Origin of the sequence: Agromyces sp. NPDC052230 (assembly GCF_040679595.1) — a bacterium.
Taxonomy (GTDB): Bacteria; Actinomycetota; Actinomycetes; order Actinomycetales; family Microbacteriaceae; genus Agromyces.
This window is the reverse complement of the sequence record NZ_JBFAVC010000016.1, coordinates 1-12,488: the sequence shown is the minus strand read 5'-3', so window position 1 is coordinate 12,488 and position 12,488 is coordinate 1. Positions and strand designations below refer to the sequence as shown.

The 12,488-nt window shown below is 66.4% G+C and carries 14 protein-coding genes; 7 read left to right on the top strand and 7 right to left on the bottom strand.

The annotated features are described in order from the left end of the window. Together AB0K73_RS20700 and AB0K73_RS20695 are read left to right on the top strand one after the other, a co-directional pair. The coding region (locus tag AB0K73_RS20700; protein WP_360519520.1) for an RHS repeat-associated core domain-containing protein at nt 1-3,449 on the top strand (3,449 nt) is incomplete at its 5' end. A 9-nt stretch (nt 3,450-3,458) separates the two neighbouring features. Beyond that, a complete protein-coding gene (locus AB0K73_RS20695) occupies nt 3,459-3,848 on the top strand; it encodes a hypothetical protein (protein ID WP_360519517.1) in 390 nt (129 codons plus the stop codon). 462 nt (nt 3,849-4,310) lie between these two features. Here AB0K73_RS20695 and AB0K73_RS20690 read toward each other — a convergent pair whose 3' ends face one another. Both AB0K73_RS20690 and AB0K73_RS20685 read right to left on the bottom strand, forming a co-directional pair. Beyond that, nucleotides 4,311-4,757, bottom strand: coding sequence for an FAD-dependent oxidoreductase (locus AB0K73_RS20690; protein WP_360519514.1), 447 nt, complete (start codon nt 4,755-4,757; stop codon nt 4,311-4,313). Beyond that, the gene (locus AB0K73_RS20685) at nt 4,750-5,049 is read right to left on the bottom strand and encodes a thioredoxin family protein (protein ID WP_360519511.1); all 300 of its coding nucleotides are present in this window, start codon (nt 5,047-5,049) and stop codon (nt 4,750-4,752) included. The genes AB0K73_RS20690 and AB0K73_RS20685 overlap by 8 nt, the downstream gene beginning before the upstream one ends. Nucleotides 5,050-5,105: 56 nt before the next feature. Between AB0K73_RS20685 and AB0K73_RS20680 the strand changes: the two genes are divergently transcribed. Both AB0K73_RS20680 and AB0K73_RS20675 read left to right on the top strand, forming a co-directional pair. Continuing rightward, the gene (locus AB0K73_RS20680; protein WP_360519508.1) at nt 5,106-5,525 is read left to right on the top strand and encodes a heavy metal-responsive transcriptional regulator; all 420 of its coding nucleotides are present in this window, start codon (nt 5,106-5,108) and stop codon (nt 5,523-5,525) included. Between the two features lie 102 nt (nt 5,526-5,627). Beyond that, nucleotides 5,628-6,092 carry a YdeI/OmpD-associated family protein gene (locus tag AB0K73_RS20675; protein ID WP_360519506.1) on the top strand — a complete coding sequence of 155 codons (465 nt, stop codon included), beginning with the start codon at nt 5,628-5,630 and terminating at the stop codon, nt 6,090-6,092. A gap of 33 nt (nt 6,093-6,125) precedes the next feature. Here AB0K73_RS20675 and AB0K73_RS20670 read toward each other — a convergent pair whose 3' ends face one another. Next, the gene (locus tag AB0K73_RS20670; protein WP_360519503.1) at nt 6,126-7,646 is read right to left on the bottom strand and encodes a SulP family inorganic anion transporter; all 1,521 of its coding nucleotides are present in this window, start codon (nt 7,644-7,646) and stop codon (nt 6,126-6,128) included. 180 nt (nt 7,647-7,826) lie between these two features. Here AB0K73_RS20670 and AB0K73_RS20665 point away from each other — a divergent pair, with 180 nt between their 5' ends. Then, nucleotides 7,827-8,192, top strand: a complete 366-nt coding sequence (locus AB0K73_RS20665; RefSeq protein ID WP_360519529.1) for a MerR family transcriptional regulator — start codon at nt 7,827-7,829, stop codon at nt 8,190-8,192. Between the two features lie 143 nt (nt 8,193-8,335). Here AB0K73_RS20665 and AB0K73_RS20660 read toward each other — a convergent pair whose 3' ends face one another. From AB0K73_RS20660 to AB0K73_RS20645, 4 genes are read right to left on the bottom strand one after another with little or no spacing between them, the layout of a single operon-like run. Next, complete coding sequence (locus AB0K73_RS20660) at nt 8,336-8,812, bottom strand: MFS transporter (RefSeq protein WP_360519526.1); 477 nt, start codon at nt 8,810-8,812, stop codon at nt 8,336-8,338. Then, nucleotides 8,751-9,572, bottom strand: coding sequence for an MFS transporter (locus AB0K73_RS20655; protein WP_360519500.1), 822 nt, complete (start codon nt 9,570-9,572; stop codon nt 8,751-8,753). The genes AB0K73_RS20660 and AB0K73_RS20655 overlap by 62 nt, the downstream gene beginning before the upstream one ends. Continuing rightward, a complete protein-coding gene (locus tag AB0K73_RS20650; RefSeq protein WP_360519497.1) occupies nt 9,565-9,951 on the bottom strand; it encodes a metalloregulator ArsR/SmtB family transcription factor in 387 nt (128 codons plus the stop codon). Before AB0K73_RS20650 ends, AB0K73_RS20655 begins: the two co-directional genes overlap by 8 nt. 30 nt (nt 9,952-9,981) lie before the next feature. Next, the gene (locus AB0K73_RS20645; RefSeq protein ID WP_360519523.1) at nt 9,982-10,296 is read right to left on the bottom strand and encodes a PIN-like domain-containing protein; all 315 of its coding nucleotides are present in this window, start codon (nt 10,294-10,296) and stop codon (nt 9,982-9,984) included. Between the two features lie 253 nt (nt 10,297-10,549). Here AB0K73_RS20645 and AB0K73_RS20640 point away from each other — a divergent pair, with 253 nt between their 5' ends. Next, nucleotides 10,550-11,125, top strand: coding sequence for a helix-turn-helix transcriptional regulator (locus AB0K73_RS20640; protein ID WP_360519494.1), 576 nt, complete (start codon nt 10,550-10,552; stop codon nt 11,123-11,125). Then, nucleotides 11,125-11,709 carry a hypothetical protein gene (locus tag AB0K73_RS20635; RefSeq protein WP_360519491.1) on the top strand — a complete coding sequence of 195 codons (585 nt, stop codon included), beginning with the start codon at nt 11,125-11,127 and terminating at the stop codon, nt 11,707-11,709. The genes AB0K73_RS20640 and AB0K73_RS20635 overlap by 1 nt, the downstream gene beginning before the upstream one ends. Nucleotides 11,710-12,488 lie beyond the last annotated feature (779 nt).

The window sequence follows — 12,488 nt, the reverse complement described above, 5'->3', positions numbered from 1 at the left end:
CGTCGAAGATCACGTACGACACCTCCGGCCGGCCGACGAAGACCGAGACCATCGACCCGCAAGATGGCGACGGGTACATCCAGACCGCGGCCGTCACGTACGACACCCGTGGCCGGGTCACGAAGACCACGGATGCCGCCGGACAGGCCACCACCACCGGGTACACCCAGTCCGCAGGCGGCCTCGTTACGAAGACCACCACGACGAACCCGCTGACGCATGCCACGACGACACAGTTCGACCCGATCCTCGGCGTGCCGACCTCGTCGACCGACGCGAACGGTCGTACCACGACCGGCGTGTATGACGCGCTCGGGCGCCTCACATCGGTCATCTATCCACAGCACACCACGGCCCAGTTCCCGTCCGTGGTGTACGAGTACACGGTCCAGCCGAACGGGCTGAATGCGGTTGTGACGAGGACGCTCTCCGCGGACGGCAAGCGCCAGCACGCCAGCGCGGTGCTGTACGACGCGCTGCTGCGTCCGTTCCAGTCTCAGGAGCAAGGACGTGGGAGCGGCACCCCGGATCAGGGCCGGATGGTCGCGCATACTCGCTACGACGCCGCCGGCCGGATCATCGAGCAGACCGAGCCCTGGTGGGTGCAGGGTGCCGTGTCCGCGACCCCCGAGGTCAAGCCTGCGGACACGTCTGGGCACACCACGTTCGAGTACGACGACGCGGGACGTCAGACCGCGCAGATCTTCTGGGTCGGCACCGACTCCAACCCCGAACACGAGAAATGGCGCACGGTCACCAGCTACGACGGCGCGACCACGTTGCAGATCCCGCCGATGGGCGGCACCCCGACCGCGACCACCGTCGACGCCCGGGGTCGCACCATCACGCTGACCCAATACCAGCGCGACCCCGACACGAACGCCGCTGCGATCACCCCGGCGCTGGTGACCGCGCTCCCGAACCCCACGACCACGACCTACGCGTACGACCCGGCCGGCCGCCTCACCGGCATGACCGACCCGGGCGCGAACTCGTGGTCGTACGGCTATGACTGGGCGGGCCGGCAGATCACCGCTTCCGACCCCGACGCCGGAACCTCGACCACGTCGTATGACGTCCTCGGCCGGGTGACCACCCGCACGAACGGGAACGGGCAGACCCTCGGCTACACGTACGACGCGCTCGGCCGCACCACCAGCGTCCGCGACGGGTCCCCGACCGGCACGGTGCGGGCGTCATGGGAATACGACACCGTCCTCAAGGGTGTGCTGACGTCGTCGACCCGGTACGTCGGCGGGCAGGCGTACGTCACCCGCACGGATGCCTGGGACACCGCGTACCGGCCAACCCAGACCAGCCTCGTGCTGCCGAACACGGCTCCGTTCACCAACCTTGCAACCCGCACGTTGAGCACCAAGGTCGAGTACACCGTCGACGGGCAGCCCGCGAAGCTCACCTACCCCGCCATCAAGAACGCGGCTGGCAAGACGATCCTCGGCGCAGAGACCGTCACCACCGTCTACGACGCCGCGTCGTCGATGCCGTCATGGATGAGCGGCGGCTTCGGATGGGGCGTCTACGTCGCGGCATCCCAATTCGCCGCCGACGGCCGCCCCCTGCTCACCGACCTCGGCAACACCTACGGCGCGGTCGCGTCGTACCGGTACGAAGATGGAACCAAACGGCTGTCGGGGATCAGCCTGGACCGGGAACGCATCAACGGCACCGAACTCGACCTGCACTACACCTACGACCAGGCCGGGAACGTCACCAGCATCAAAGACGCCCCCACCAGCCCAGCCATGACCGGTGCCGTGTTCCAAGACAACCAGTGCTTCAGCTACGACGGCCTCGCACGACTGCAGACCGCATGGACCGCCGCCAACGCCGACTGCACCCAAGCCCCTACCGCCGGCGCGATGGGTGGAGCGGCACCGTACTGGACGAACTACACCCACGACGTCCTCGGCAACCGCACCAAACAGACCACCACAGCGGCAAGCGGCACCGCGACCACAACCACGTATGCGCACGGCGCCGGCGCGGCAGGCCCGCACGCGGTCACCAGCGCCACCGTGGCCGGCACGAGCACAACGTACGGCTACGACGCGGCCGGGAACCGCACCAGCGCAACCGCAGGCGGAACGACGACTGCCTCCACGTGGGACGTCGAGGGCGAACTCACCGGAACCGGCGGCGCCTCATTCGTCTACGACGCCGACGGAAACCGCATCGTACGCACCGACACGACCGGCACCACCGTCTACGCCGGCGGACAAGAGATCCACATCACCTCGACCGGGACCGTGAAGGCCACCAGGTACTACGCGTTCGCCGGCAACACGGTCGCTGTCCGCACCGACCGCGGCCTCGGCAACGGCGTCACCTCGCTCATCGCCGACCACCACGGCACACCGGTCGCAGCGATCCCCAACGGCGGCCACCCAGCCACCACCGCCATCAACAGGTTGTACACCGACCCGTTCGGCGGCACCCGTGGCCCCTCGAGCGCCTCGACAATCCCAGGCGATAGCCAGTTCCTCGGCAAGACCCGCGACGGCACCACTGGGCTTACCTTGCTCGGCGCGCGCTACTACGACGAAGCCGTGGGCGGGTTCATCAGCGTCGACCCGATCCTCGACCTGAACGACCCGCAACAGTGGAACGCGTACGCCTACGCCAATAACAATCCGGCATCTCTCTCTGACCCCACTGGGCTCCGGCCTGACCAGATGACTGCCGAGCAGTGGAAAGAGGAGAAGCGTAAACAAGGAACGTCCAAGAGCGGCGGGACCAGCGGGGGAGGATCAGAAACGGTCGATCCGCCGGTCACTGGTTCGTCGTCTGGAAGTGCTGGGTGGTGGCAGCAGGCGAGCTACGCAGGCTTGTTCGCGTCGGGGGTGCTGTGGCAGTTGACGCTGAACAACACGGCGGACGTCGTCAACGCGCTGGCTTCGCTCGGCAACGCCATTCTCAGCCATCCAGAGGAGGTCACCGCGCTGCTGCTCGGCCTGCTCGGCATCCTCGGCGGGGTCGGCGGAACTGCGGGCGGTGGCGCGGTGTGCCTCAGCGGCGTCGGCTGCCTCGCTGGTGGTCCCGCCGCCGCAGCATCTGTCGCGCTCGTGGCTGCCGGTGCAACCGCGGTGGGCGTCGCGGGTGCGAGCCTGATCCAGCACGCCCAGACCGACAGCAGCATGCAGGTCATCAATCGCAGCGCGGACGACTCCGTTGGAGGCGTAGGTTCTGGCTACAAGACGACGGGTGATGATCCATCGGACGAACTCGACGAGCTCGCTGAGCTCGTGTACCAACACGTTGGAGCGGGGGATATCGCAGGCAAGCCGAATCTTGCTCAGATTAGGGGAACTCTGGAGCGAGGCTCGGTTACGTACTTGGAACGCAATCGGGTTCAGTTGGACTATCGGGGCGTACGAGTCATTGTCAACGAGCAAACGCCGTGGAGAAGCACCGCGTTCTTCCGCGATTGAAGGAATCTGATGAACGACCTTGAAGATTCGATAGTAAGAATGTCCTGGGATAGGACCATCCGGCTGGGGGACCTGATCTCCTCCTGGGTCGAGCACGTTGGTCGGTTGGAAGCGGACGCGTTCGACTACCGTGGCACTTTCGCTTGGGTCGCTGACGACTTGATCGGAGCTCTTTACTTGCGTGACATCTTGGAACGCGCACTTGCGGCCCTGGAGCCTGCCGATCGGGCCCGGATTCAGCCGAGGGTGCTCGCAGCGGATGAAGCATTCTTGTCATTTACGGAGGACGATGTGAGCGGCCTTGTCCGTGCATTCGCAGGCAGGACAGAGCAGGAGACCGACTGGTGGTGGGGTCGCGTCCCGCGAGAAGGAAGGATTCGCGACGAACTCGAGGAATGAGGGCTTGAGTCCCTGGCGTGTCCGTGGACGCGCTTCGTCGGAGGGCTCCCTCCCCGAGGTGGGACTCCGAGACGGGTGACAGCCAGGGTGCCGAGTCGGCCGGCGGCGGTGGATGACTTGATCCGCGCACGTTTATCCAACACTATTGACTCAAGATGCCCCGAGAGCGGTCGAGATCAACGGGTAACATCGACGCTCGACAGTGATCGTAGCGGCAAGGAATTCCTGATCTCGTCGAGATTGTCCGAGATATCCCGGCTCACTCCGAGAAAGCGAGTCTGGGCCGGGTAGATCCATCGGTCACGGGTTCAAGTCCCGTCCGCCCTACAAATCCCTGATCAGCACTAATTTCTGGCGCGTAGTTCTCAGTGAGAATGCGCGACAAAGAATGGACATCGGAAGGGTTCGGCTGCCTAGATTGGGCTGGGCCATGCGGTGACCCGACGATCACTGTCCATCGTGTTACGTCCCGTGCCCCGATCGACTCATACGAAGCAGCGATAAGGACGTGCCGCGCCGGATGGGTACCGACGTCGACTTCCAGCTGCGCCGGACCGGTGAACCGCGCCCGGCCGTGAGCGTGGCAACCCCGGCCCGCACCAACCTCCGCTCCATTCCCGGCGACGCCGGCCCGGTGAAGCCGCGTTTGTGCGCCATCAGGCTCGACCAGTCGATGTTCAGGCCACCCTCATCGATGCCCCTGCCGCGCATGAGGCGCGCGGCGTCGAGGATCTCGGCACCGCGCCGACGGGTCTTCTTGGGGTCGCAGCCGCGCAACGCGCACGTACCGCCGTACGGCAGCGCATCGACGATCGCGACGTTGCAGCCGCTCGAGGCCACCTTGGTCGCCGCCGCGACGCCGGCGATCCCGGCGCCGACGACGATCAGGTCGTACGCGCGCTCACCCATCGCCGAGCACCTCGCGCAACTGCGCCGTCGTCGGCGCGCCCGCCGGCCCCGCCGGGGTGGAGTAGAGCCGGCACGCGAGCCCGACCGGGGCATCGGGGTCGGCGAAGGGGTCGACCCCGTCGACCAGGATGCTTGGCGAACCACGGAAGCCGATCCGCTCGGCCTGCTCCACCGTGGCGACGAGCTCCCTCGTCAGCCTCAGGCCCGGTCGACCGGAGATGAGCTTCGTCAGCCGGGCGTCGGCGGTCTTCCAGTTCGGGCACCCATCGAAGTACTGCAGCGTGATCTCCATGTCCGCGACGCTAGACCTTGTACCGTACTTCAAGGTCAAGGGCGTAGCATTACGGCATGCGGATCGGAGAACTCGCCGACGTCGTGGGCGTGAGCACCCAGGCCGTCCGGTTTTACGAACGCGAGCGGCTCATGCCAGCCCCGACGCGGGGCGGCAACGGCTACCGCGTGTACGACGACGAGGCCGTCGCGAGGATCGGCTTCATCCGAACCGCGCAGTCGGCCGGGCTCACGCTCGTCCAGATCCGCAGCATCCTCGACATGCGCGACCGGGGCGTCATCCCCTGCGACCACGTCTCGGACCTCATCGACGACCGGCTCGCCGAGGTCCGCCGCCGCATGGCCGAGTTGGCAACCCTCGAGGAAGAGCTGGTCCGGCTCCGTGATCGCAGCGAGCGCCTCGACCCCGCCGACTGCAGCATCGGCGACATCTGCCACATCATCGCTGGCCCGCCCCAGCCCGCGGAACCCGACTAGGACCTCACCCTGAGGCGCCAGCCGTGGTGGCCGGCCGCCGCGCCGCCTCGAGTCGTCACCGCGGCCATTCTCGTTCGACGCCCCGCATGACAGGCTTCGTCCATGGACAGTCAGCGGCGCTTCCGCACCACGGTCGCGGTCGACACGCGCGGGCGCACCATCGTGCCAATCCCGTTCGACCCGGATGCGGCCTGGGGCGCGAAGCCGCGCCACCATGTGCGGGGGACGGTTGCCGGCTGTTCGATGCGCGGCACCGTCGAGAAGCAGGAAGACGGACCCCTCATCGCGCTCGGACCAGCGTGGACACGAGTCCCCTTGCGCGACGGGGCCGAGGTGGAGGTCGTGCTCGAGCCTGAAGGACCGCAGCGCGCCGACCTCGCGCCCGACATCGTGGCAGCACTCGACGCCGAACCGGCAGCCGCGGCGTTCTTCGACTCCCTCGCGCAGTTCCACCGCAAGGCGTGGCTGCGGTGGATCGACTCGACGAAGCGAAACCCCGAACAGCGTCCCGTGCGCATCGCGGAGATGGTCCGGAACCTGCAAGAAGGGCGCAAGGAGCGGCCGTAGGCGCGGGGTGCCATTGCGAAGGCTGCGGTGGTTCTAGTGCCCGGCGCCCAGGTTGCCGGCGAGGCGACCGTGCAGCATGGTGCTGGCCTCGTTCATGCCGACGATGACGGCGCGCTTGCCGTGGTGCTCGTACTTGGTCGTGATCGCGTCGAGCGCGGCGACCGTGGAGGCGTCCCAGATGTGCGAGCCGGACATGTCGATGATGATGCGGTCGGGGTCGTCGGCGTATTCGAACTGGGTGGTGAGGTCGTTCGATGAGGCGAAGAACAGTTCGCCGATGACGGTGTAGTACGCGGTCGGCACCGGTTCGTCGAGGGCAACGACTCGTTCGACGGCGGCGAAGTGCGCGACCCGGCGGGCGAAGGCGATCATCGCGACGATGACGCCGACGATGACGCCGATGGCGAGGTTGTGGGTGATGACGACGATCGCGACGGTGGCGACCATGACGGTCGTCTCGCTCTTGGGCATGCGCTTCAGGGTCGACCAGCGCACCGAGTGCCAGTCGAACGTGGCGACCGAGACCATGATCATGACCGCCACGAGCGCGGCCATCGGGATGATCGCGACGATGTCACCGAGGCCGACGACGAGGATCAGCAGGAAGACGCCCGCGAGGAATGTCGAGATGCGGGTCCGGGCGCCGGATGCCTTCACGTTGATCAGCGTCTGGCCGATCATCGCGCAGCCGCCCATGCCGCCGAACAGGCCCGAGAGGATGTTCGCGCCGCCCTGGCCGAGCGACTCGCGGACCTTGTTCGAGTGGGTGTCGGTGATGTCGTCGACGAGCTTCGCGGTCATGAGCGATTCGAGCAGTCCGACGAGCGCCATCGCGAGGGCGTAGGGGGCGATGATCGTGAACGTCCCCCAGGTGATGGGGACGTTCGGGATGAACAGCTCGGGCAGGCTCTCGGGGAGGTCGCCCTGGTCGCCGACGGTGGGCACGTTCATCGCGGTCACGACGGTCGCGACGGTGATGAGCACGATCGCGACGAGTGGTGCGGGGATCACCTTCGTGATCCGGGGCATGAACACCATGATGATGATGCCGGCGGCGACGAGCGGGTAGACCATCCACGGCACCCCGAGCAGGTAGGGGATCTGCGCGGTGAAGATCAGGATCGCGAGCGCGTTGACGAAGCCCACCATGACGCTGCGGGGGATGAACCGCATGAGCTTCGCGACGCCGAGCACGCCCATGACCAGCTGGAAGATGCCGGCGAGGATGACGGTCGCGATGAAGTAGTCGATGCCGTACTCGCGCGCGACCGGTGCGATGACGAGCGCCACGGCGCCAGTGGCGGCTGTGATCATGGCAGGCCGGCCGCCGAGGAAGGCGATCGAGACGGCCATCACGAACGATGAGAACAGGCCCAGCCGCGGGTCGACGCCGGCGAGGATCGAGAAGGAGATCGCCTCGGGGATGAGCGCGAGCGCGACGACCAAGCCGGCGAGGACCTCCTTGGTCAGGATGCGCGGGGTGCGCAGGGCGGTCAGGACGGAGGGCTCGGCTTTGTATCGGTTCGGCGGGTCCGTACGCAAGAGGATGGCCATGCTGGCTCCTATGGGGGTGGGGGCTCTCAGGAAGCCGTTGGTTAGAGTCATGGGAGCGCCCCGTTGCGCAGATGCCGAGAACCGGCGATGAGCGCCGGATTGAACTGCGGAGGGCCAAAGTTACCCTAACGTGAGGGTTGAGTGCGAATCGAGGATCCTGTGACCGAGTCCGACCGGACGATGCACATCGGCGAGCTCGCCGAGCGGACGGGGTTGTCGCTGCGCACGATCCGGCACTACGACGAGATCGGATTGCTCAAGCCGTCGGGTCGGACCGAGGGCGGGTTCCGGCTGTACACCGAGCCAGATCTAGAGCGGCTCTTGTTGATCCGCCGCATGAAGCCGCTCGGGTTCGCTCTGGAAGACATAGTCGAGTTACTGAAGATCATAGAAACCCGCGCAGCGTCCAGCGATGCTGCAACGGATGCTGATGCGGATGACGGATTCCGCCGGTATCTCGAAGAAGCACGTGCGCGCCGGGAGAAGCTGCGTGAGCAGCTGGCGATGGCTGACGAGTTCGTGGAGCGGCTCTCCCGCCTGGAGTGAGAAGGTGCTCGACTTGACCCGCGTGCGCTTATCCAAACACTCTTGACCCGAGACTCGCCGAGGACGGTGGAGTCATCCGGCGCGTTCCGCCGGGAGCGGCGGCGTGCTCGCGAGCCGGGGCGGCAGGGTGATTGCCCCTCCCGTCAATTGCGTGCGCTTGAGGCGAGGTCCGACCTTGCGACGCGATTCGTCCACGCCAGGCGGGCCGCGATCGCGGCGAGCAGGCCGATGCCGGCCAGGATCACCGCGGTGATGGGCAGGCCGAGCAGCGCGCCGAGGGTGCCCGCGGTCGGGTACGTGATGATGAAGCACGCGTGCGACAGGGAGAACTGGGCTGCGAACACAGCTGGCCGGTTGGTCTCCTCGGATGATCGGCGCAACAACCGTGCCGACGGGGTGAGGATGAGCGAGGTCGCCGCTCCGAGCAGGAACCAGAGGATCAGGAATCCCGCCCATGCCGCCGCACCGGCCGGCAGTGCGGTCAGGACCGCGGCGGCGACGAGCCCGACCGGCTGTGCGGTCGCGCCGGCGAGCATGAACGGCCGGTCCGGCCACCTGTCAAGCAGCTTCGGCAGGAGCAGTGCGACCAGCATCGACCCGGCACCGTACGCGGCGAGCAGCAGCGCGACATCCGTCTGCGGCCGCCCGAGTTCGCCCTGTACCAGCCACCACGGTGTTCACGATGACCATCGCCGTCGACGCGGCCACGACCAGGTTCATCGCCAACAGGCTGCGGAGCTCGGGGGTGCGCAGGAATACCCGGGCACCGCGGGTGAGGCGATCGAAGAATGGCGCCGGGTCGGCGGCGGCCATCTTCGGGAACGCGGTCGCGAGCACGAGGATCGCCGACCCGACGAATCCGACGAACGTGCCGACGAACAGGTTGTGGTAGCTGATCACCGTCAGCAGCGCCGCCGCGAGTATGGGGCTGACCAACGACTCCAGGTCGTAGGCCAGCCGGGACAACGAGAGGGCGCGGGTGTACTGCCGTTCGTCCGGCAGCACTTCGGGGATCACCGCTTGGAACGCCGGGGTGAACGTGGCGGACGCGGCTTGCAGTACGAAAATGAGTAGGTAGATCTGCCACGCCTCGGTGACGAACGGCAGGCTGATCGCCACCCCTGCGCGCAGCACGTCGGCCGAGATGAGCAGGAGCTTGCGTGGGATGTGGCTTGTGATCGCGGCGATGATCGGCGCCACGCCCACGTACGCGAGCATCTTGATCGTCAGCGCAGTGCCCAGCACCAGCCCGGCGTCACCGCCGGCGATGTCGAACGCCAGCAGTCCGAGCGCGACGGTCAGCAGTCCCGTGCCGAGGAGGGCCACGACCTGCGCGGCGAATAGCTTCGCGTACGAGGGGTTCCGGAAGACCTCACGCACTCGTCGTGCTCCTCACCGCGGCAGTAGCCGGGTGGTCACCGCGGTGGTGCGCCGGGTTGGCATCCAACGTGTGCTCCGCCTGGAAGATCGCATCCGCCACCAATTGGCGGGCGTGCTCGTTCACGAGCCGGTAGAACACCTTCGTGCCCTCCTGCCGAGTCGCGACGATCCGCGCAAGCCGCAACTTCGCGAGATGCTGCGACACCGCCGCCGGCGACTTGTCCACAATGTCGGCCAGGTGATTCACCGAGAGCTCCTCGTCGCGCAGCGCCAGGATGATGCGGACCCGCGTGGCATCGGCGAGCATCGAGAACACCTCGACCGCCAACTCGACGTACTCGCTGTCCGGCGTCAGACCACCCCTGCTATCTGCATACATACGCAGATTATTGCACAGTGCCGGTCCCGCCTATCGAGTGGGGGAGGCATGCGGGATTCGCACTTCGCGTGGCCAGTGATTTGATCCGCGCACGTTTATACAGCACTTTTGACTCGAGACGTCTCGATAACGGTTTGCGACGACCTCGTCCCAGACGCGCCTGCGATTCTTGTGGAACTCGAGCGCAACCTGATGGGGTAGCCACAGTCGTTCCTGAACGCTTTCGAGGGCCCCAACGTAAACGGCCCGAGTCGCAGCGGTCTGCTCGTATAGCCCGAGCAACGCGTTGGCATCAAGAACAATCGTGCCGTTTTCCCAGATCTCGTCGACCAGATCCTGAGGCATCGGGTAGTAGCCGGGTAACCGCTTCTTCACAGCCTCACGCTACCTGGGGCTACAGACACACGGGCCGTGCTCGAGTGGCCGACGACGCTGCTGCACGGGCATGTGAATCGTCGGCGTGTCCGGAGATGTCACTCCTTGGCGTCTGGACCTTGGAGTGATGCCCTCCATACGCTTCGGGGATCTGTCCTGATGGGATGTCCTTCCCGGTTCGCCTAAGATATGATCCGAGTGTCATATTCGGAGGTGATCATCGGTGGTAACTTCGTCGACACTCGTGCGGGCAGCCCGCAGGAGCCGGCACCTCACTCAGGCGAGACTTGCGGAGCTGACCGGGATCGATCAGGCGAGCGTCTCGCATCATGAGCGGGGGAGGGATGCTGCGTTCAGCACCGTTGACCGGTTGCTCGCCGGCACCGGGCATCGTCTGTATGCCGCCCCGACGCGTCGGGACGACGCTGCCAGCGCGGCGGTGGCGATCCGTGATCACCTTCGTGGGAAGGACCCGGATCGTGCGCTCCGTGCGCTGCTTCAGCTGAACGACGACCTCACCGCCGAGCATGGACTCGTCCGAGGCATCCTCGCGCTGGCTGAACCGGAGCCCACAGGGGACCGGGTGTGGGATGCAGCGATCGCCGCGCTCGTGGCATGGCGACTGAACCAGGAACAGATCCCCCTCCCTGAATGGGTGGACGACCCTGATCGCTCAATGCCCGAACCGACCGTCTTCCGGATCGATCCTGCCGACCCCGCGCCCGGGCGTGACGACGTCCCTGACGAGTTCGCTGAGCGTGGCGTGCTTGCTTGGGCCGACACGTTCGCGAGCGTCTGATGCCGGGGACTGCGCTCGACCGTGACGAAATCATCGCCGGTCTCCGAGACCTCGTCGCCGAGCTTCGCGCCTCCGGCGAGATCGCGGGCATCCGCCTGGTCGGCGGAGCAGCGCTCGCCCTGCGCTACTTCGACCGAGGGACCACGCAGGACTTGGATGCCCTGCACGCGCACCCGGGCTCTGACGAGTCGGTCGCCGCAGCCGCCGAGCGGGTCGCCAACCGGCACGGTTGGGATCCGCACTGGCTGAACTTCGAGGTGAACAATGCCGACGCGATCCCGACTCTCGGCCGCGCGCTGGAGTGGGAGACGATCTACGACAAGAACGGCATCGTCATCCACGTCGCCTCGAAGGAAGCGATGCTCGCGATGAAGCTCCGCGCGAACCGACCCGGTCGCGACACCCGCGACATCCGGCTCCTGCTCGCGCTCTGCAACATCCGCACGCTCGAGGACGCGGAGGAACTCTACGAGGAGTTCTACCCCGGCGACCTGCTCACCGACCGCGCAAAGCGAATGGTCACCGCCATCCTCGCCGGCGAACCGACTCCACCGCCGCCCTCGCCTGGCCCGATCGAGATCTGAACGGACACTCGCGGGACTTGATCCGCGCACGTTTATCCAACACTCTTGACCCGAGACGGCTCGAGAACGGTCCAGGCCAACGGATAGCATCGAGACTCGACAGTCATGATCGCGGCGAGGATTCCTGATCAAGTCGAGATTCTTCGAGGTGTCCCAGCTCATGCCGAGACGGCGAGTCCAGGGCGGGTAGATCCATCGGTCACGGGTTCAAGTCCCGTCCGCCCTACAAAGTCCTGATCAATCGCTGTTTCCGCTCCTGCTGGGTGACCACCTCGAGGGCTCATCGATCGCTGTGGACTCGCCGAGAGACGTTTCGGTGGAGTTCGCGTCGAGTCGTGTGAGATCGATCGATCTCGGGCGGGGATTCGGCTCGCGGCGGGTCTCGGTGAGATTCGAGTCAACTGTGTTGACTCCACCCGAGCTCGGCCTACCCCGCAACAGGCCCTTCCCGCCACGGTTCGAGGTGCGTTTCGCGGGCGGCGGGCAACCAGATTAGTGGTGCGCGTGGCCCGGAGGAAATACCCCTCATTTGGGGGTAGGAGAAGGTTCTCCGTATTCGTTGACACCCGATCGGGGGTGCTGGTTGTCTTCGATGAGTTCGCGTTCCTAGCTCGGCTCTCTGAGCGTCCCAGGCGCGGTCTCGGCGCAGAGTACTGCGCCGGGTGGCGGATCGGAAGGCTTGCGGTTGAGGTCGTGGCTGGCGGCGCGGTGGCGCATGTGTTCGGTTATCGGTGGTGCACTGGTCGTTGCGTTGGTCGGCTCGATTCTGTGGGCGACGC